Origin of the sequence: Pedobacter gandavensis, from assembly GCF_032678465.1 — a bacterium.
Lineage (GTDB): Bacteria > Bacteroidota > Bacteroidia > Sphingobacteriales > Sphingobacteriaceae > Pedobacter > Pedobacter gandavensis_B.
On record NZ_JAVTSK010000003.1, the window covers coordinates 88,113 to 108,990 of the forward strand.

Here is a 20,878-nt window from a genome sequence, read left to right on the forward strand (position 1 = left end):
CCTTATTTTATCATTGTAATATGCGCATACACTTTATAGCTATTGGCGGTTCCGCCATGCACAACCTGGCCATTGCCTTACACAAAAAAGGATATCAGGTAACGGGTTCTGATGATGTTATTTTTGAACCTTCTGCAAGCAGGTTAGCCCGACATGGTATCTTGCCTGAGCAAATGGGCTGGGATGCCAGCAACATTACTCCTGATCTGGATGCAGTCATTCTAGGCATGCATGCCTTGCTAGACAACCCTGAATTGTTGAAGGCACAGGAATTGGGACTTAAAATCTACTCTTATCCGGAGTATATCTATGAGCAAACCAAAGATAAACTTCGGGTAGTGATTGGAGGCAGTCATGGTAAAACCACCATCACTTCCATGATTCTGCATGTGTTAAATTACTATAACCGCGATTTTGATTACCTGGTAGGTGCACAGCTTACCGGATTTGATACCATGGTAAAGGTAACGGATGAAGCACCGCTCATCATTATCGAAGGCGATGAGTACCTGGCTTCTCCGATAGACAGGCGACCAAAATTTCATTTATATAAAGCAAATGTTGCAGTAATTAGTGGAATTGCCTGGGATCATATCAATGTGTTCCCAACTTTCGAAGATTATACCAGACAATTTGACTTGTTTATAGATACCATTCAACCGGAAGGAAAATTGATTTACTGTTCAGCCGATGAAGATTTAAATCAACTGGTAAACAGATCTACAGCCAATGTACAGAAAATAGGATATGAAATTCCTGCGCATGAGGTAAAGGATGGGATCACTTACCTATTGCCTGACCATACCCCATTAAACGTTTTTGGAAATCATAACCTGATGAACCTGAATGCCGCAGGTTTAGTTTGTGAGGCACTGGGAATTAATTCAACTCAGTTTAATGAAGCCATTTCTTCATTTACCGGCGCCGCAAAAAGGCTGGAACTGTTGATCAAAAAGGACGAAACCAACGTGTATAAAGACTTTGCTCATTCCCCATCAAAGTTAAAAGCAACCATAGAGGCGGTGAAAACTCAGTTTACAGAAAGGAAATTGGTAGCGTGTATAGAGTTACATACATTTAGTAGTTTGAATAAAGAATTTTTAGCACAATATGCAGATACAATGAAACAGGCTGACTGTTCAATTGTATACATTGATGAAGAAACTTTTAAACATAAAAAGATTATACCATTTAGTAAATTAGATGTACAAAATGCGTTTAATTCTAATGAATTACAGTTTTTTAATAATTCTGAAGAATTAAATGATTACTTATTGAGTATGAATTTTAATCGCAAAAATTTATTATTAATGAGCTCTGGTAATTTTGCTGGTCTGGATTTAATGAAATTGGCACGTGAGTTGACTACCAATTAACATAAAGTATAAACTAGAATAATACACCTAAATTTATCACATGAATATCATTGGAAAAAACATTAGACAATTACGCCAGAAAAATGGCTGGAGCCAAGGGGAAGTGGCTAAACGTCTAAATATTTCAATTCCTGCCTTTTCAAAAATTGAAACAGGTATTACAGATATCAACATCTCCAGATTAGAGCAAATTGCTAACCTGTTTCAGGTATCAACGATGGATATCATCTCTAAAGAAGGTGAAAATCCGCAATCCCTTAATTTTGAAGAAATTTCCGCCCTCAAAGAAAAACTTTCTTTGAGAGAAGAAGAGATCATTAAACTTCAAAAGAAGGTGATTGATCTTTATGAAGAGATCAGAGAAAAATAGGTAATCATTAAAATATCTTACGTAGCGTCAGGTGTCGTTTGCCAAAAGTGGCACCTGTTGCTTCATGTATTGACAGCATTTTGTCATTAAAGTCACCCACCCAACTCAATTCCAATTCATCATATTGATCTAAAGGCAACACATACTCCTTAAGTTTGATGAATAAAGCAGATTCCAGCCCATGTTTCTGAAATGACTTTTTTGTACCCATTACAATAGCACGCATTCTATTGACACCAACCCAGCGCTTATAAAGAAACATGAGTTTTTGAATTAAGCCTAATTTGCCATTAAAGCCCTTGATCAATTGATTGGCATCAGGAATGATGACCACAAAAGAAGCAGGCTCCCCATTGATGTAAGCAAACCAGATCAGTTTCTCGTCCATAATGGTCTCCATTTTCTTAAAACTTTCCAGTAAAGTTTCCTTTTTAATGGGAACAAACTTCTCAAAATCCTGCCAGCCATCATTATAGATTTCCATCAGATCCTGAACATACTTCTCTGCATTCTTTTTAGAAAAATGCTCAAAAGTATAACCAGGTTTATTGGCCACCCAGTTCGCAATTTTAGTAAAGCGTTCAGGGAAAGGCTTTCTAACTGCAAGATGATTGGTGATTTGCTCATAAGAGGTTTCAAATCCATAGTTTTTGAAAAACTCATGATAATATTCATGGTTGTAATTCATGCCGTAAGAAGGCGGCGTAAAGCCCTCTACAAGCAAACCCCAGAAGGAGTCGTTCTCTCCGAAATTGATCGGACCATCCATTGCCTCCATACCATGTTCCTGTAACCAGGTTTTGGCGGTGTCAAACAAGAGAAATGCAGCTTTCTCATCATTGATACATTCAAAGAATCCCATGCCACCAGTAGCTTGTTCATACTGATGTGCTTTTTTGTCATTGATAAAGGCAGATACTCTGCCAATTGTCTGCCCTGCGCTGTCTTTTAAGATCCAGCGCGTACATTTTCCATGCGTAAAGAAAGTGTTTTTTTTAGGGTCAAAGATTTGTTCAATATCCTGGTCCAGCGGACAAATCCAGTTTGGGTCATCTTTGTAAAGAAAACGGGCCACATTTAAAAATTCTCTTTTTGTCCTGGAGTCGGATACGGGGATAATCTGCATGTATACTAGGCTGAATTAAAATAAAAAGCATCCCTGAAGGGGATGCTTAGAAAAATACTATGTTCTATTTCTTAATAGTCGTCGTCATCGTCATCACTGAAATTGTCGAAACCTTCCAGGTCGTCTAAAGGCATGTCAAAGTCGTCGTCTTCATCTTGATACGACTTCTTTCTGCCGGTTTCTTCACTTGAATCATCGATGTCAGTTTCAGGGTCAACTAATGCACTTTTGCTAGTGGTGTTTTTTGGAGTTTTCATTACAAAAAAAATAAATTCAGTAAGGTTTGTATTGATACGTTAAAATTACAAAAAATCTTTATAAATATAAACAACAGTGTTTATTTGATTTTTTCGTGCATCAAAATTAGTATAAAAAAATTTTATAGTCAGCGTATTTTTGAAAAAAATTGATCGGAACAGTCGCTTACTTTTCAGTGTAATTTTTTTTGAATTGATGTGGTCTGGCTGGTCTGATTTATCCTGATTTGATAAATGAGGCTAAGGATAAATACTTTAGCGATCAATTAAAATTCAATTTTAATCATTTCCGATATCTCCAAAAAAACATTTTTTGAAGAGGAGCAGGTATCTTTCAGACACAGGTTGTTTCAACAGATCATGACTGATGGTCCTGAAAAATGTAAAATCCAAAAAAAAACTGTGAATTAGGTTTACAATCGACAGCTTCGGGGTCAATGCTGATCAGTCTTTTTCGTATATAACCTTGTGTAATTTGTGTGAAATTTTACAGCTCTATAGCCGATTATTAAAAAATTGAATATATTTTAAGTACTTGTAAATCTGTGAAGTAGGCGGTTTCAATCCCACTTAAGGCATAGATTTTTCCTTTGAATTACATTATCTTTATTTGACAAATCTAAATAGGAATTATGAAAGTAGTTATTTATGGAACCGGAAAAATGGCAGAATTTATTTGCTACTCTTTTAACAATGATAGTTCCTATGAGGTGGTCGCCTTTTGTGTGGATGATGCCTTTGTACCACCACTAGGAACCGAATTATTAGGTTTGCCGATACTGAGTTTTGAACAGGTTGTACTGCAATGTCCTAAGAAGGATCATTGTATGCATATTGCCATTGGTCGAAATGATGTCAGGGAAATTATTTATCATAAAGTAAAAGATGCCGGATATACCTTTGCAAATTACATCTCTTCTAAAGCCAATGTCTGGCCTGATCTGCTGGTCGGACAAAATGTCTTTATAGACCAGTGTTGTGACATCCAGCCTTTTGTGGTCATAGGAAATAATTGCATGTTAATCGGAGCCAGGATTGGTCACCATTCCACCATCATGGACAATGTGTTGTTGTCTGGAAATATACTTGCCGGAAACGTGACAGTTGGGAGTAACTCTTTTCTTGGCATCAATTCCTCCGTAAAAGAAGACGTTTTTATAGGGCGGAGAAATGTGATTGGTGCCGGTGTTTTTATCACAAAAAATACTGATGACGATTTGCTCATTTCCAATCCTTCAACTCCTCACCGTATTGCGGATTCGAGGAAATTCACCCTTTTTCATAAAACAGTAAAAACCTATTAAATAAAAAAGGGCATAGCAAAAAATCGGTACAAAAAAAAATGGTAAAGTTTGAGGCTTTACCATTTTTTAACACACAAATGAAACCTGAATTGAGATATAGTTTTAGGTTAGGTAAAATATCTTTGATCAATTCTATAAGAACGCTTTTTACAAACTATGTTTGTTTTTAATATCTATAACAAGTTTAGGGCTATTTTGGCAATCATTAATTTTTACTTAGTAAGTGGTACGTTTAATTGAGTAAACGGTAAATTAAGTGTAAAGCGGGATTAAAATGGATACAAAAGTGCCCGATAATCCATTTTGCTGGACATTTATCTGTATAGGATTTGCTTCTACCTGGTTTAATAAATGGATGCGTTCTATGGTCAGATCCATTCCTTTACTAAGGTGTTCTCCTTTTTTATCCCTCAGGGAGTTTTCAATTCCCACACCATCATCTATAATTTTAATGATCAGATGGTCGGGGCCTTTCAGGTCAATGAGGATCTCTATTTTGCCGCCTTCTTCTTTAGGCATAATGCCATGCCATATCGCATTTTCAATATAAGGCTGGAGAATCATAGAAGGAATCATGGTTTCTTCTTTGTCTATCGCCGGACTGACCTTAATCTGATAAATCAGTTTGTCTCCAAACCTCTTTTTTTCAAGACTGAGATACAATTCCAGATAATCCAATTCCTCTTCCAGCGTAATAAAACTGCGGGTACAGATTTCCAGATTTTTTCTGATCAGCTTCGCAAAACCCGTTAACACCTTGTTCGCAGAATTGGTGTCTTTGGTATTGATGTAATGTTGAATAGAATTCATCACATTAAATACAAAATGGGGATTCATCATTGCTTGTAAGGCACGTTGTTCCAGCATAAGGATCTTATTTTTCAAAAGCAATTGTTCCTGCTCTTTGTTTTTCTGACGTCGGGTAACCACCACGGCTAATTTATAAAAGGCCAGACCTGCCAGTAAAAATACCAGCACAAGAAACCAGGTAGTTTGCCAGAAATAGGCCTTCAGTACAAAACTCAGTTTAGCCGGAGCACTCCAGTTGCTGTTGTTGGATTTCGCACTCAATTCAAAAACATAGGCACCAGGTTCCAGAGTTGAAAATTCGATCCTGCGACTTTTAGTCTCGGTCCATGGCGCATCGGGCTTTAGACGATAACGATACAAAATATTTTTATTCTGGAAATCAATGGCACTATAGAAAAAAGTAATGCTGTTGTTGGAAGGTTCCAGAATATGATCCGGGTGATTTAAGCCCAGTTTATTCTTATTGTTCACTACCGAAGTAATGTAGACTTTTGGCGCTTCGTTTTTATGAATAGAATAGTTGACATCAAAATAAACCAGTCCGCTATTGGTCGCAAAATAAGCGTTTTTATCCCCAATATACAGGCAGTTTACATCATCCCGCAGGAGAGCGTTGGTGAAGCCAAATGATTCTACTAAGGCTTTGTCGTTTTTGAAATCAATTTTATTGATGCCATTGTTAGTGACTACCCATATCTCATCATTTTTCACAAACAGCCTTTTACAAATATTGTCTGCCAGGCCATCTTCCTGCGTAATCACCTTTAAGATCCGGCCATTTCTCATGAAAATCAATCCATTCCCATCGGTAGCCAATATCAGGGTCTGGTCTGAAAGCTCCTGAATATCATTGATCCTTTTTGTTAATAGTGGTTGTTTGCCAAAGTAGTTGGATAAGACGCCATTAGAAAATTGTGACAGCCCATTAACATTGGAAAACCAAAGATGTTGTGCCCGATCGTAAAATACACGGTAGGAGCGGTTGTTGAAGAAATCTTCCCCTTGTTTAAAGGATAAAGAGGTGAACTCAAACCTCCGTTCCCGGTCTGGAATAATGACCACACCTGAGGAAAGAGCCAGGGCTAGGTTTTTGCCTGAAGCAATGCTAAAACTCTTTATAACAAACATCGAGTTGTTGGTTTCTCTCAGAAAATCCAACTTCCGACTGTCTTTATAGATGTCGTTAATTCTCCCCAGGCCATAATCAGAGGCAAAATAAATGACATGATTCAGGGAGTCAAAAGCGAGTTGCTTGATCATGTTGTACTTCTTTTGATCCGGCAATGCAATTTTTTGAATATGGCCATCTTTTAAATCTATCACATTGATTTTTGCCTCATCTAGCCCAAGCCACATCCTGTTGCGATCGTCTTTGGTAATACTTTTCACAATGTCGCTGCTGAGGCCATTGCTTTTATTGAGTACATACAGGCGTTCATTTGCTTGTGGTAGCATATAAATTCCGTTGCTGGTGGTAAACCACATATTTCCCTTGGCATCTTTGATGACCTGGCTGGAGGAGATGTTATTTAGGTAGCGTTGCGTTTGCCCGCCTGCCCCAATATGGTAGATTCCTAATCCATTGCTGATCCAGAGATCCAGATTTTGATCGGTATAAAAATAACCAGGATCATTATTTAACACCTCCGGACTAATCTTAACTTTCAATAATTCCTGATTTCCTTTTCGGATGTTTAATCCATTCTGATTCAAATAGGCCAGGGTTTTATTCGGTAAATTCAGTGCAGTTTTATAAGACAATGGCAGCGTTTGATGCGGAACTACCTTGAAAGTATCTTTTTCCATCACCCTGACAGAGGTATTACTGATCGCCCAGATCTTACCATCTTTGTCTTCGTGGACGAAAGCATTAATAAACTGCCGGTCATGATCAGCGGAGATGTATTTGGTGATCGACCTGCCATTGTACATCACCAGGGTATTTTTATTTGTACCCAGCCAAATCCGATCTTTGCTATCCTGAAAAAAAGAAACAATGACAGCGTTGAACTTCAACAGCTTTAGCAGCTGATTATTGGTCTCATTATAGATTTTCCCATTTAAAAAATAGCTAAGCTGGCCATTTAAAGCAAGGAACCATATTTTCCCAGTTCTGTCTTCTTTCAACTGGAGGATTTGATTGTCTGGTAAACCATCATTAACAGAGAAGGTTTCAAAGATTTTCCCATCAAACCGACTCACACCTGCATCTGTTGCAATCCAGATATAGCCTTTGCTATCCTGCATGGTATAAAAACAATTATTGCTGGGTAAACCACTCTTTGTATCAAAGTGCTGTAGGTATGCACTTTGGGAAAATACATTTAAACTGCTGATCAGGCAGAAAACAAAAGGGATGATCCAGGTAATGATCCCTTTGGGATTATGATTTATCACTTTCAATTCTGATATAGGATTTAACTTTTTCCGCAAAATCGCTGGCACGTCTTCTGGAAACTGCAATCTTTTCTCCGTTTTTTAATAGGACTTCCACACCATTTTTGGAATTGTATTCTTTTAAATAATTCAGGTTAACAATACTGGATTTATGAATGCGTACAAATTGTTGCTCCGGAAGAAGTTCTTCGTATTCTTTTAATACCTTGGAAACCGTAATCTTTTCTTTATTGGCCAGATAAAAAATAGAATAATTGCTGTCTGCTTCGATATGAATAATGTCGTTGATGTCTATTAAAGAATAACCCTGGCCATTCGGCAGACTAATTTTTCGGATCTCTGAGCGTTCAGAAATATTGGCCGACAAATTTTGTAAACGTTCATTCCTGTTGTGATTCTTTTTATCCAGCGCAATGTATTTAGTGGCCTTTTCTACTGCGAGTTTAAGCTCGTCAATATCAATGGGCTTCAACAGGTAATCCAGGGCATTGGCTTTAATGGCCTTCAGCGCATACTGATCGTAAGCAGTCGTGAAAATTACATGAGCGTTGGATTGTTGTGCCATAGGAATCAGTTCAAATCCATTTTCAGCGGGCATAGCAATATCCAGGAAGATTAAATCAATTTGGTGATTGCTCAAAAGTAGCCTCGCTTCGGCTACCGATTTAGCAATTCCGGTGATCTGAATATTCTCGCAATTTTCTTGAACCAGGAAATATAATGAAGAGCGGGCAAATTCTTCATCATCAACAATAATCGTATTTAGCACTTCTATCGGGTTTATAGGGTGAATTTATTAAAAATATGAAGGATGTAAGAATCTTTTTTGTCCGTTCTGAAAACCAAGCCATCTTTTCTCTCGTAAGTGTCGATATAAAACCTAGAAAATTTTAGAAAACTAGATCCTGCGCAGGTAAGTTTCATAAACTTTTGAACTAAAAACTAGAATTAAGATTTGCGAAAGCAACATCCTGATTTTTTAACTCAAAGCTATAACTATGAAAAATTTACACGATGAAAAAGAAGCGCTGCAAGAGGAACGCAGTATTCTTACCACTCCCTTACAACGCCGTTCATTTTTGCAGTATGCAGGTGCAGGCGCAGCAGGTATCGCCTTAATTGCCGCTGGATGTAAAAAAGATAGACATTCCGACGAAATGCCTGGAAACATGGGAGGCGTTACGCTGGATTTTAAAGACGATTTTGGCGTATTAAACTATGCTTATGCCTTAGAACAACTAGAAGCCGCATTTTATATTCAAGTGGCTGCGACTCCTTATGCCAACATCAATGCTCAGGAGTTAGCCTACTTTAAAGACATACAATTTCATGAAATTGCCCATCGGGAGTTTTTCAAAAATGCCCTGGGCCCGGCTGCTATAGCCGGATTAGAGGTGGACTTTTCAAAAATCAATTTTGCCGACAGAACAAGTGTATTAGGCACAGCAAAAGCATTTGAAGATTTGGGCGTTTCCGCTTATAATGGAGCAGGTAAATTACTTAAAAGTGCCGTATACCTGACTTTGGCAGGGAAAATTGTTTCCGTGGAAGCACGTCATGCGGCCTATGTCAGAGAACTGATCTCTCCTAACTCTTTCTCCAATGTAGAAGTAGTAGATGCCGTAAATGGGCTCGATAAATCCCGTGACCCAAAAGCGGTTTTGGCCATTGCCGGTGGCTTTGTGAAAACAAAAATCAACGTCATTAATTTATAGTCTAAACCTGAACATCATGAATATCGTCGATATATTAGAAGAAATTGAAAAAGTAGATGGAGAAGTGTATGAACGCTTCAGTCCACGTAGAGCTGCAATGAAGGAATTCTTCAATGTAGGAAAAAAAATAAGTCTGGCCGCAATGCCTTTGGCATTGGGATCTATGTTTAATAAAGCATACGGACAAAGTACACTACCTGCAAATGTCAAAGCAGTATTGCAGTTTGCTTTAACTTTAGAGCATTTCGAAGCGGCATTTTATACCCAGGCCCTGAAAACTTCCGGGGGTGCGGATTTCTCCGGCTCTACACAGGCTACTTTGGATAAAGCCGCTATTGGGATCATCAGTGCTCATGAAACTTCCCATGTTAACTTTCTTAAAGGGGTGATTGGTGCAGATGCGGTGGCTGCTAAAGCCAGCTATGACTGGACTGCCAGTGGTGCTTTTCCAAATCCTTTCGCTACAGGTAATTATGGAATTTTTCTTGCCGTAGCTCAGGCTCTGGAAGATACTGGTGTACGTGCCTATAAAGGACAGGCACCCGCATTAGTAGGGCAGGGTGGGGTATTGGAAGCTGCATTAAATATTCACTCTGTAGAAGCGCGCCATGCGGCCAAAATCCGCTACATGCGCAATCAGAATGGTTTTAGCATTAAACCATGGATTACTGGTGGAAATGATAGTGGAGTTGCCAATGCAGCAGCAGTATATGCAGGAGAAGATAACGTGGTGCAGGCTACCATTACCATTACAGGAATCAATGGAACCGCAGTAAATGCGAATGCCGCTACAGAATCTTTTGATGAACCATTAACTACACAACAAGTGTTGGATATTGTGAAATTATTTGGAGTTTCTTAGGTTATAATTGGATTTGGTTTGGTTTAATTTAGGGAAGACGAGCATCTCGCCTTCCCTTTTTTTATGCTAATAATTGATCACCTGTTCTTCCAGATGATCAGGAAGGTCACGGTAATTGTATTGCTGACCACGAAGCTGAGGTTCGAAACCTGCTTCTCTGATGGCGTCCTGAATGCCTTTCGCTGTAAAACGGTGTGGAGCACCTGCTGCTGAAACCACATTTTCCTCGATCATAATCGATCCAAAATCATTGGCACCTGCATGTAAGCAAAGCTCTGCTACATTTTTACCAACGGTAAGCCAGGAAGCCTGAATGTTTTTAATGTTAGGTAGCATAATTCTACTCAGAGCAAGCATTCTGATGTACTCATCTCCGGAAACATTATTGCTGATTCCTCTCAATCTTTTTAACAAAGTACCGTCATCCTGAAATGGCCATGGAATAAATGCCAGGAATCCTTTCGCATCTGCCGGTTTTTCACTTTGCACTTCTCTGATCCAAACCAGATGTTCAAAACGCTCTTCAATAGTTTCCACATGACCGAACATCATCGTAGCGGAGGTGGTAATGTCTAGCTGATGCGCAGCACGCATCACATCTAACCATTCTTTTCCACCACATTTACCTTTGGAAATCAATCTCCTCACCCGGTCGTTCAGAATTTCTGCACCCGCACCAGGTAAAGAGTCCATTCCGGCTTCTTTCAAAGCACGCAATACTTCAGTATGTGAAATTCCTTCCAGTTTTGCAACATGGGCAATTTCCGGCGGACCTAAAGCATGCAGCTTCAAATCAGGATATAATTCTTTTAATTTTTTAAACAGATCGGCATAAAATTTCAATCCCAGATCCGGATGATGCCCACCCTGTAACAGCAACTGATCTCCACCTAATCTGAAAGTTTCTTCGATTTTAACTTTATAGGTTTCAATATCAGTAATATAACTTTCGTCATGCCCTGGTCTCCTAAAGAAATTACAGAACTTGCAATTGGCAATACATACATTGGTCGTGTTTACATTACGGTCTATCTGCCAGGTCACTTTCCCACTAGGTACTTGTTTTTTCCTCAATTCATTGGCCACATAGGCCAGTTCGGCAGTTGACGCATGGTGATACAGAAAAACGCCTTCTTCTTGTGTAAGAAAGTCGAATTTTAGCGCCCTATGCAATAATTCGGCTGTATTCATACTGCAAATATACCATAAGTTCCTTTCTTTTTATTTCACATTATTATCACATTTCCCTTTTGCATTATTCCTATCTTTGCCTGATTATTTTAGATATATATGGTAGATTTTAACCGTTTTACATTGGCCAATGGATTGCGTGTCCTGGTACACGAGGATGATACAACGCCTATGGCGGTGTTGAACATTCTATACGACGTTGGTGCAAGAGACGAAGAACAAGATAAAACTGGCTTTGCCCATTTATTTGAACACCTGATGTTTGGCGGTTCAGTAAATATTCCAAGCTACGACGAACCTTTACAAAGGGTAGGTGGCGAAAACAATGCTTTTACGAGCAACGACATCACCAATTATTACATCACTTTACCGGCAACAAATCTGGAAACTGCTTTCTGGCTGGAAAGCGACCGCATGCTGAGCCTAGCTTTTTCAGAGAAAAGTCTGGAAACACAAAGAAATGTAGTTTGTGAAGAATTCAAGCAAAGATATTTGAATCAACCTTACGGTGATGCCTGGTTAAAGCTGAGACCCCTGGCCTATAAAAAACACCCTTACCGCTGGGCAACGATCGGTCAAGACTTAAAGCAAATCGAAGAAGCTAAAATGGAGGATGTGAAAGCATTTTTCAAAAAACATTATCATCCTCAAAATGCCATTATGGTAGTAGGTGGAAATGTGAAAACTGAAGAGGTGAAGGCTTTGGCTGAGAAATGGTTTGCGCCAATCCCTGCCGGAGAGAAAATAAAAAGGAATCTTCCTGTAGAACCGGAGCAAACCGAACCACGTGAAGAAACGGTAGTGGCCGAAGTTCCTTTGAATGCCATTTATATGGCTTTCCAAATGCCGGATCGTGGTGATAAAGATTACCAGGTATATGACCTGATGTCTGATATCCTTTCACAGGGGCAATCTTCCAGATTGTACAACAGCTTACTTAAAGAACAACAGTTGTTTAGTGATATCCATGCTTACCTAACCGGAAGTATAGACAAAGGTCTTTTCATTGTAGAAGGTAAACTGGTAGAAGGCGTTACGATGGAAGCTGCTGAAGCGGCCATCTGGAAAGAGCTGAATGCCATTGCTACTCAGGAAGTAACTGTAGACGAGCTGACGAAAGTGAAAAATAAGTCGGAGTCTATCATTGTGTTTGCAGAAATGAGCCTTTTAGATAAAGCCATGAACCTGGCTTATTATGAGCTTTTAGGAGATGCAAGTCTATTAAATACAGAAATCGACAGGTACCATGAAGTGACTTCATCGCGTATTTTAGAAGTGGCAAAACGCACCTTCGTTAAAGAACAGTCTTCAATTTTATACTATTTAACTGCCCAAGATGCTTAACCGTACATTAGCGCCTGAATCAAAACAGGTAGATGAAATAAATTTTATTGAGCCATTAAAGCAGCAGCTGGATAATGGAATCCCGGTATTTACCATCAATGCTGGTAAACAGGAACTGGTACGTATTGAGTTTATTTTTGAAAACGTAAACTGGGACCAAACCAAACCTTTACAAGCGGTAACGGTAAGTCATTTGATCAATAACGGGACAACGGAATTAAGCGCCAAAGATATTGCAGAAAAGGTAGACTATTATGGTGCTTTTCTACAGACAGAGTATGGCGCAGACCAATCGAGCGTAAAAGTTTATACGCTAAACAAGCACCTCGCTGCGGTATTACCGATCTTAAAAGCTATTTTGAATGACAGTATTTTCCCACAACAGGAGCTGGACATTTACATTCAGAATCAAAAACAATCTTTGCAGGTAAGTTTGCAGAAAAATGATTTCCTGGCAAGGAAGCATTTTGCTCATGCTATTTTTGGGGATTCCAGCTATGGATCCAACATCGCAGCAGCAGATTACGAAGCGATCCAACAAGCTGATCTGTTAAGCTATTTTAAGGCGGCTTATAAACCAGAAAATTGCACCATCATTGTTGCCGGAAAGTTCGAACAACAAGAATTTGACCTGTTGAATGATATTCTGGGGAAAGCATGGAACAACAATGCTAGCGCTGCGATCAATAAGTTTGAATTTACTGCAGGAACAGCAGGAGAACTATTGATCGAAAAACCAGATGCCATTCAATCTGCCATTCGTATGGGGAAGTTAGCCATTACCAGAAATCATAAAGATTTTCCTGGTTTCCAGGTGATGAACTGCCTACTGGGTGGCTATTTTGGCTCCCGTTTAATGGCCAATATTCGTGAAGATAAAGGCTATACCTATGGTATCGGCTCTGCCATCGTTTCATTAAAAGACGCTGGCTACTTCTTTATCGCTACAGAAGTAGGAGTGGACGTATGTAACTCTACCCTGATCGAAATTGAGAAAGAGATTGATTTATTGAAATCTGAATTGGTATCGGAAGAAGAGTTAAACCTGGTTCGTAACTACATGTTAGGTTCTATGTTGGGCAGTTTAGAAAATGCTTTTTCTCATGCAGATAAGTTTAAAAATGCTTATTTCTCTGGTTTAGATTATAAGTATTACGATAACTATATCAATACGGTGAAAACCATTACGCCAGAAGATTTAAAACAACTGGCTAATCAATATTTAAATACTGCCGAATTCACGAAAGTGATTGTAGGTAAGAAATAGTAAGTTATCCTGGCTAAATTTTAGCCAGGATACTCTTTTGTTTATCTGCCTGATACAGCTTTTTACGAAAAGCCACATAGTCATTGTACTTCTCAGCAGGATAGGTTTTATTGGAGATGATAATCTTTCGGGTATAAATCAGGGTATTGTCTTTAACAACAGCTGTTGCTGTATACTTCCCAAACTCTGAATCAATCGTCACATCTTTGGGAATAAATTCCACTTTAAATCCTTGAGGAATTTGATAAACGACCTCATCTTCATCCATGTACCCATATTTTACGGCAAAAGGAGTTTTTCTGTTTTCAACAAGAGCTAAGGTATTGTCTACTCTATTGAGTAAATTCAGGGTAAGGAATAATTTATCCGCACCTTTAGTCAATAGCTGACTGCTTTTCAGGAGGATGCTGGAGTTGATGATCGGCTGATTTTTATCCGGCTGCGTATAACTTAAAGAAGTAATCTCTATGTTGGGAACAGACAGAGAATTCAGGATTCGTTTGCGCTGATTTATGGGCTCAGTATGCATCATTCCAAGCTGATCCTCATATTGTGCATTCGCATATTTAGTGTCTATCTGTATTACCGCAGAGCCTTCTTCATTTAGATCAACCTTCGTCTTGCAGCGCATATAATTGCTTTCCGGCTTAAGGCCTGGTGTCTCTACGAGTTTTCCGCCTTCTTCAGTAACGAGTAATACGGTTCTTCCCGCGTTGTTGTTACCGATGAATCCTGCAGGATTATAGTTGCTGGTGCATTCCAGCCAGGTAGTGTCTTTTGCCATCGGTACGCAGAGGATCATGTGGTTGGCCTGATTCATACTTGCATATTTACGGTTTAACGAAGGCATTCCATTACCGATAACCACCAGGTTAGATTTAATTCCTGCTTCTTCCAACAAGGATTTCATGTAATTCGAAAGCCCCTTGCAATCCCCATAATTAACGGTCGATACTTTTTCCGCAGCGATTGGCTGATAGCCTCCGATCCCAAGCTGAACACCCACATATCTGGTATTCTCCTGTAAATATTGATACAATACTTTTACCTTTTCCTCAGGTGTTGCAGCAGAACTAATCATGCTTTGCACTTTATTTTTTGCCGGTGCTGCCAAAACCTGACTGTTCTTGCTCAGGTCGAACATCCAGGAACCCAGATTTTTCCAGTTCTCAATATTGGCTTTTGAATTGTCATATTCAAATTGATTCGGTGCAACAGTGACCCATGGATTAACGTTTTTCAAACCTGTGCTTAAAGGTTCAGTATCTAATGCCGGGATTGCGGCGCAAGACCATTTGTATTCCATTTTGTCCTTTACCAGCGCAGAATCGGTTTTTAGTCCTTTACTCTTCAGGTATTTAAAACTAAGCTCTTTAGGGATTTTAAATGTATAGCTTGATTTTTCTACAGCCATCCCAAAGTCTGAAGCAGTATTCCAGGAAGGGTAGGAACGTATCCCCTTATAATCTATCTCATAGCTGTATTCAATGGTATAAGGAAAGTTGTTATGAAGAAATTCCAGATACTTTATCCTGCTGTCTTCATATAATGAACCATCTGAAACCGCACTGCGGTCTTTGAAATCTGAACTTTTGTAGTCTTTTATTTTTTGTCCTTTAGCGTCATAAATACTCGCCTTTAAGTTGGATATACTGGAAAATTTATCATAATACTGAACCAGGTTGGAACTGCCTTCCCCACTCTTATTTAAAATGGTTACGGCAGTTTTATATTCCTGTGTGGCTGAGCCAATTCCTTTTACCTCATAGGTTAATTCTTCATTTCTAACCACTACACTGGCATGCTCCAAAAGCTGGGCAGGAATTTTACTGGTGTCATAAAGACCTTGTGCATTCAACTGCAGACTGCCAAAGCTGAGTATGGCGATTGTAAATATCTTCTTCATCTTTAAATTTTCTTTAATACCACCTGTTCTGCCTGTTTTCTAACGATATTTTTGAAAAACTCCTGAAGTTCTTTATACTCTTCTGCAGTGTAAACTGCTTTTTTAATGGAAATTTTACTACTGATCTGTAAAGTATTTCCTTCCATAGCCGTCAAATAGCTGAAAATTGCGCTGTCATCCGCCATTTTTATTTTTTCATTTTTCGGTAATTTGTCCAATTGATAGCCTGCAGGAAATTCAAGGTTGAAACGGTAATTTTCTTCTGTTGGATAACCAAAATCGACAGGGAACTTTCTGTCTTCCAGTTTAAATGGGTTTTCCTTGGTTCTGTCGTACAACAGTGGTGTAAAGTAAATTAAGTTTCCAGCCTCTTCTATATTGTCTTCAATTTCTACATCCATAGCCTCAATAAGTAATTCTTTCTGGTCATCCAGATTCTGAATTTCATAATTTTTTAGGCCTAAACCAGGTTTGTCCTCCTTGAAGATTTTTATAAATGCATCCTGATTAACTGATGATTCATAGTTTTTTCTGAAAAATAAACCTTCATAGTTGGAAAAAGAAGAATAACGTTTTCCGGTCAGCTTATGATCTTCCCCTAAAAGCAGGGAATAGGTGATTTGTTTTCTACTCATTTCAAGTGGTTCAAGAGGAATCCAATCTCCAGTCATGGATTCTAGATCTATCTTAAAGCCTTCGTGATTTAGGTTGTTGTATCCAATTAAACCAGGGATATGGTTTTTACTTACGGCATCTAATAATTGGTAACCCTCTCCCTTTGGTACCGCTACAATCACATTGTCAAATTGAGTAATCATCGGTGTTCCGGGATGTACCCCATTGCTACGTGTACTCAGTAATACCGGGTAAGCAGGGATATTTGCCTCTTTTAACAAGGTATACAGACTCAGGTTAATATCAGCAGAACAACCTGTTTTCTTTTCAAATACCGATTTAGGATTGGTTTCATCTGTGTAAATGCTCGTCTCACCATTCCATTTTACTTTATTTTTCACATAGTTGAACAGGATGTTAACGATACTGTCGGGGTTTTTCTCATCTTTTATCAATTCCTGTACGAGTGATTTTTGATAGCCTCTTTTAGCGGTAAACAAGCCAAATTTGGCTTCCTCTTTAAGAGAAGTGATGATTTTTGGCCAGGTACTGGTAATGTCTTTGTAGAGCTGATTGGGAAATCTGGTTGCACTCAGTTCAAATTGTACTTTACTGATGTAATCGTGTAATGTGGTAATATATGGCTCAGTTTTTAATGCAGGTACATTTTCTACAAAAAATGAATACTCCGTGGCTTGTGCATTGATTAGACTTCCAGATAAATGGTATGATTCCGATTTGGTTTTGGTACTCGGATTCAGAAAAATAAAGCCCCCACCATTCATTTTATAAATTAAGTATTCCGGAATGGTCACCTGGTAACTGGAATAGAGTACTGGTATGTCTTTTTGGAAATACCAGGGCTTCAACGTAAAGGTAAAATCAGAAGTAACCTTGTATTTAAACTCTATAATTGATCCTTCTTTTACATTGGGTAAAGTGTATTTTTTTATGGTGTAATTCTTGTCTTGTTTTTCAGAAAACTTACCATCTTTATTGATTTTAAAAGCGGTGATTTTGCCATTTTCCATATTGTAAGTGGAAGCCTCGAGACCGGAAATGGTACTTTTATCCCCACCGTTATTGTAAAGCTGGATTTCCAGATTGGCCAGGTCATAAGCAGATTTATTGATCACCTTATAACGGGTATGGCGTTCATAAACATAGACAAAGGAATTTGTTTTTGGACTTATCTCAAACCAGCCACGACCAACATCGAATAAGGCTATGGCCGCTGCAGCTGAATCCACTCCGCCTGGTTTAATTTCAAATTCATTAGGATCTACCTTTCCAAACTTAAAAGATTTTTTTTCTTGCCTACTTTGTTGGGCAGAGGTAGAAAGTGCAGTCAATAGTAAAAGACCACACAAGAGTGATTTTATGATGTTCATTCGCGTTAATTGAAAGTACAATAATAAGTTTTTTTTACCTAAAGTAAAAAAAATGTAGTTGTTGAGCTGTATTTGTAGGGCTGAATTATTGTTATTCTTAGTTATAGTTAAGTATTCGTGTAGGTTTTTGTCCTTAAACTGATTTTTACAGAATTCCCTAAAGCACTAAATTCATTCAATTATTTGTTGATATTTGTGCCTAATCTAAATCTTTAAGCTAAATATGTCTCCGATTAAAATTGATGTGAATGACCTGACTTACAAATTAAATCCTGATTTGTCGACGATCGACTGGACTTATGTTTGTGAGTTATTTGATAAGGTAGGTTGGAGAACCAGGGTAGAGGCAGACATAGAAGCGGCTTTTAGAAGAAGCAGCTGGACTTTATTTATTTATAAAGGGGATCAGCTGATAGCTTTTGGAAGAACGATCGATGATGGAAGGTATTACGCCATTCTTGCAGATATCATTGTGGATCCTGATTTTCAGGGGAATGGACTAGGTAAATACCTGGTCAATACTTTAAACGAAAAGCTGGGCGATAATTACCATTTTGTGAACCTGACCGCTGCTCCTGGTAAAGGTGATTTTTATAAAAGTCTGGGTTGGAGAAAACAAACTACCTGTTACATCTGGCCTCAGGGACCGAAACAAAAAAGACTGCATACAGAGCCAGATCCCGAAGAACCTACTGCGTAGTTCCAGGATCCTGACTCAGGCTGGCTATTTTTAATTCCTTAAAAGAAGAAGGTCTTCTTCCGGTCATCTTGAAAAAGGTGTTGCTAAAGGAAGAAATACTATCATAACCTACTTCATAAGCGATCTCACTAATGGTGAGGTCGCTTTCCAATAACTTTTCCATCGCTTTGGTTATCCTCACCAATTTCAGGTATTGAAAAAACGAAATGTCAAGGGAAGCCAGAAAAACCCTGCTTAGGGTACGTTCACTAAATCCTGTTGCTGCGGCAATCTTTGCTAAGGTCAATTCTTCCGATAAATGTTGATGGATATATTGTAAAGCAGGCCTTAGACGCTCATTGTCGGTGGTAGGAACCACAATGGGTAAAGGGTGTTTACTGATGTCCGGCAAGATGTTTTTGAGGGTGTTCAGAAAATCATATTGTGGTGTTCCAGGAGCAATATTTCCATTCCAGTGCTCTGAGTATTTCAGCATTTCCAATAATAAATTGTTGACCGGGTAAATGCCAATTTTATCGTAGAAAGGATTCGGGTGTTCAGCATTGCTTTCAAAATAAATGTTCCGCACAATTGCAGAACGATAGCGATGCGCTAAATGATGCTCCACACCAGCCGGAATCCATAAATAATGACGGCCAGGCAGGAAATAGGATTTATCGTTTGCATAGAGGAAAATGACCCCACCTTCTACATAGGTCAATTGCCCTTTCAAGTGCTTATGGTGTCGAAAACGATCTTCAAACTTGCTGTGCCACACATAGGTATGCTGTGGTTGCTCGTCTATTGCCGATAAAAGATTTTCTTTTGTGCTTTGATCCATGTGGCTGCTTTGAACAAATATATGTCACTTTAGATAAAACAAAGAAAGAATTCTTATCCGAAATTTGTAGCATTAAACAATTTATATGAATTCTAGCTCGTTTAAAAGAACATTCCTGATCGGAATGCCAGTTCTTTTATCCTCTCTTTTTACCTATGCACAGGGGCCTGAGAATCCTGAAAATGCACTCAGCATTAGCCAGGTCTGGCAATTAACAGATAGCAATAGCAAAAAGCTACAGATGAACCAGTTGGAGGTTTTAGCTTCCGAAGCCGGTATTAAAGTGGCCAGATCTGAAAGATTACCAGAAATCTCAGCAAACGGAGTATTGGCGAATATTTTTAAAATGCCCATCTATGAAAATGGTTTGTTTCATACCCCAACACAATATCCGGTAGAACCAAAATATTATAAAGTATCCGGTGATGCGTACCTGAACATCTACAATGGTGGAAAAACCAATCGTGAAATCGCCGCTTCAAAGACGGAAAATGAATTGGCAATTGCAAAAAAGAACTTAAGTAAGCAGGAAATACATTTCCTCGCTGCGGTTTATTTTTATGATGTATACCGTAACCAGTCCTATAAAAGTTTAGTCCTGCAAGACATCAAGGACCGTGAAAAACAATTGCATGAAATCAATGTATTGTACAAAAACGGGACAGTCCTTAAAAGCGATGTGTTGCGTGCAGAACTGCGTTTGTCAAAACAAAGAATGATGCTGACTGAAATAGAAAACAGCATCCACATTGCAGAGCAGAAGCTCAATCTGCTGATTGGCAGGCCCGACGATACGCCATTAAAACCCCTTATTTCTGAAGATGAAACCGATCCGGTTTTAATTAAAGGACTGGCCAGTTATCTGGCTGCCGGACAATCAAATTCATTTAAGCTTCAGATTTCTGAAAAAGAACAAAAGCTTGGGGAATTGAAATTGAAACAGGTTAAATCAAATGTTTTGCCCTCCCTTGGTTTATTTGGAGAGTATATGCTGGCCTATCCGCAGATTCAGTTTGTGCCTTATGCATTGGCTCCATATAGTAATGGCATGGCCGGAATCAAACTTAAAGTCCCTATTTCTGCACTTTATACCAATAAACACAAGGTGAAAGTCGCTGAAATTAAGCTGCATCAGCAGGAGGTAGAAGATGAAGAGGTAAAAGACCAGATCCGTCAGGAAGTACAGGAAAACTATATCCGCTACACAGAATCATTGAAAAGGATTGAAGTAGCAAATGAGAACATTAAACAAGCGGCCGAAAGTTACCGTATTGTACAAAATACTTATTTCAATCAGCTGTCTTTACTGACCGATTTGTTGGATGCCGAAACCCAACTTTTACAGTCCAGATTTGAACTGACCACCGCAAAAGTAAATGCCAAAATACAATACTATCAATTAGAAAAAGCTGTAGGAAACTTATAAT

Annotated in this window: 17 protein-coding genes; 9 read left to right on the forward strand and 8 right to left on the reverse strand. The window is 38.7% G+C overall.

Going from position 1 to position 20,878, the window contains the following annotated elements; all coding sequences use genetic code 11:
- Positions 1-20: 20 nt before the first annotated feature.
- Together R2Q94_RS06560 and R2Q94_RS06565 are read left to right on the forward strand one after the other, a co-directional pair.
- Entirely contained in the window at positions 21-1,376 is a 1,356-nt protein-coding gene (locus R2Q94_RS06560; protein WP_316820648.1) for a UDP-N-acetylmuramate--L-alanine ligase, read from the forward strand.
- 40 nt (positions 1,377-1,416) lie between these two features.
- Positions 1,417-1,746, forward strand: a complete 330-nt coding sequence (locus R2Q94_RS06565; protein WP_316820649.1) for a helix-turn-helix transcriptional regulator — start codon at positions 1,417-1,419, stop codon at positions 1,744-1,746.
- Between the two features lie 7 nt (positions 1,747-1,753).
- On the opposite strand, the gene R2Q94_RS06570 is transcribed toward R2Q94_RS06565, so the two are convergent.
- Both R2Q94_RS06570 and R2Q94_RS06575 read right to left on the reverse strand, forming a co-directional pair.
- Entirely contained in the window at positions 1,754-2,872 is a 1,119-nt protein-coding gene (locus tag R2Q94_RS06570) for a GNAT family N-acetyltransferase (RefSeq protein WP_316820650.1), read from the reverse strand.
- 71 nt (positions 2,873-2,943) lie between these two features.
- Positions 2,944-3,129: a hypothetical protein gene (locus R2Q94_RS06575; protein WP_316820651.1), complete on the reverse strand. Its 186-nt coding sequence runs from the start codon at positions 3,127-3,129 to the stop codon at positions 2,944-2,946.
- A 632-nt stretch (positions 3,130-3,761) separates the two neighbouring features.
- On the opposite strand from R2Q94_RS06575, the gene R2Q94_RS06580 reads away from it, so the two are divergent.
- A complete protein-coding gene (locus R2Q94_RS06580) occupies positions 3,762-4,433 on the forward strand; it encodes an acetyltransferase (RefSeq protein ID WP_316820652.1) in 672 nt (223 codons plus the stop codon).
- A 252-nt stretch (positions 4,434-4,685) separates the two neighbouring features.
- Here R2Q94_RS06580 and R2Q94_RS06585 read toward each other — a convergent pair whose 3' ends face one another.
- Both R2Q94_RS06585 and R2Q94_RS06590 read right to left on the reverse strand, forming a co-directional pair.
- Positions 4,686-7,640: a two-component regulator propeller domain-containing protein gene (locus R2Q94_RS06585; protein ID WP_316821051.1), complete on the reverse strand. Its 2,955-nt coding sequence runs from the start codon at positions 7,638-7,640 to the stop codon at positions 4,686-4,688.
- A complete protein-coding gene (locus R2Q94_RS06590) occupies positions 7,627-8,409 on the reverse strand; it encodes a LytTR family DNA-binding domain-containing protein (RefSeq protein ID WP_316820654.1) in 783 nt (260 codons plus the stop codon). Before R2Q94_RS06590 ends, R2Q94_RS06585 begins: the two co-directional genes overlap by 14 nt.
- 229 nt (positions 8,410-8,638) lie before the next feature.
- Between R2Q94_RS06590 and R2Q94_RS06595 the strand changes: the two genes are divergently transcribed.
- The gene (locus R2Q94_RS06595; protein ID WP_316820655.1) at positions 8,639-9,355 is read left to right on the forward strand and encodes a ferritin-like domain-containing protein; all 717 of its coding nucleotides are present in this window, start codon (positions 8,639-8,641) and stop codon (positions 9,353-9,355) included.
- A 16-nt stretch (positions 9,356-9,371) separates the two neighbouring features.
- Complete coding sequence (locus tag R2Q94_RS06600) at positions 9,372-10,217, forward strand: ferritin-like domain-containing protein (RefSeq protein ID WP_316820656.1); 846 nt, start codon at positions 9,372-9,374, stop codon at positions 10,215-10,217.
- A gap of 66 nt (positions 10,218-10,283) precedes the next feature.
- Here R2Q94_RS06600 and mqnC read toward each other — a convergent pair whose 3' ends face one another.
- Positions 10,284-11,408: a cyclic dehypoxanthinyl futalosine synthase gene (gene mqnC / locus R2Q94_RS06605; protein ID WP_316820657.1), complete on the reverse strand. Its 1,125-nt coding sequence runs from the start codon at positions 11,406-11,408 to the stop codon at positions 10,284-10,286.
- A 99-nt stretch (positions 11,409-11,507) separates the two neighbouring features.
- Between mqnC and R2Q94_RS06610 the strand changes: the two genes are divergently transcribed.
- Both R2Q94_RS06610 and R2Q94_RS06615 read left to right on the forward strand, forming a co-directional pair.
- The gene (locus tag R2Q94_RS06610; RefSeq protein ID WP_316820658.1) at positions 11,508-12,752 is read left to right on the forward strand and encodes a pitrilysin family protein; all 1,245 of its coding nucleotides are present in this window, start codon (positions 11,508-11,510) and stop codon (positions 12,750-12,752) included.
- Complete coding sequence (locus tag R2Q94_RS06615; RefSeq protein ID WP_316820659.1) at positions 12,745-14,019, forward strand: pitrilysin family protein; 1,275 nt, start codon at positions 12,745-12,747, stop codon at positions 14,017-14,019. Before R2Q94_RS06610 ends, R2Q94_RS06615 begins: the two co-directional genes overlap by 8 nt.
- Before the next feature lie 13 nt (positions 14,020-14,032).
- On the opposite strand, the gene R2Q94_RS06620 is transcribed toward R2Q94_RS06615, so the two are convergent.
- Both R2Q94_RS06620 and R2Q94_RS06625 read right to left on the reverse strand, forming a co-directional pair.
- A complete protein-coding gene (locus tag R2Q94_RS06620) occupies positions 14,033-15,925 on the reverse strand; it encodes a DUF3857 domain-containing protein (protein WP_316820660.1) in 1,893 nt (630 codons plus the stop codon).
- A 2-nt stretch (positions 15,926-15,927) separates the two neighbouring features.
- The gene (locus R2Q94_RS06625; protein WP_316820661.1) at positions 15,928-17,931 is read right to left on the reverse strand and encodes a DUF3857 domain-containing protein; all 2,004 of its coding nucleotides are present in this window, start codon (positions 17,929-17,931) and stop codon (positions 15,928-15,930) included.
- Between the two features lie 223 nt (positions 17,932-18,154).
- On the opposite strand from R2Q94_RS06625, the gene R2Q94_RS06630 reads away from it, so the two are divergent.
- On the forward strand, positions 18,155-18,631 hold the full coding sequence (locus R2Q94_RS06630) for a GNAT family N-acetyltransferase (RefSeq protein ID WP_316820662.1): 477 nt from the start codon (positions 18,155-18,157) through the stop codon (positions 18,629-18,631).
- Here R2Q94_RS06630 and R2Q94_RS06635 read toward each other — a convergent pair.
- A complete protein-coding gene (locus R2Q94_RS06635) occupies positions 18,621-19,451 on the reverse strand; it encodes an AraC family transcriptional regulator (protein ID WP_316820663.1) in 831 nt (276 codons plus the stop codon). The genes R2Q94_RS06630 and R2Q94_RS06635 overlap by 11 nt on opposite strands.
- Before the next feature lie 85 nt (positions 19,452-19,536).
- Between R2Q94_RS06635 and R2Q94_RS06640 the strand changes: the two genes are divergently transcribed.
- Positions 19,537-20,877, forward strand: coding sequence for a TolC family protein (locus R2Q94_RS06640; protein WP_316820664.1), 1,341 nt, complete (start codon positions 19,537-19,539; stop codon positions 20,875-20,877).
- Position 20,878: the final 1 nt, after the last annotated feature.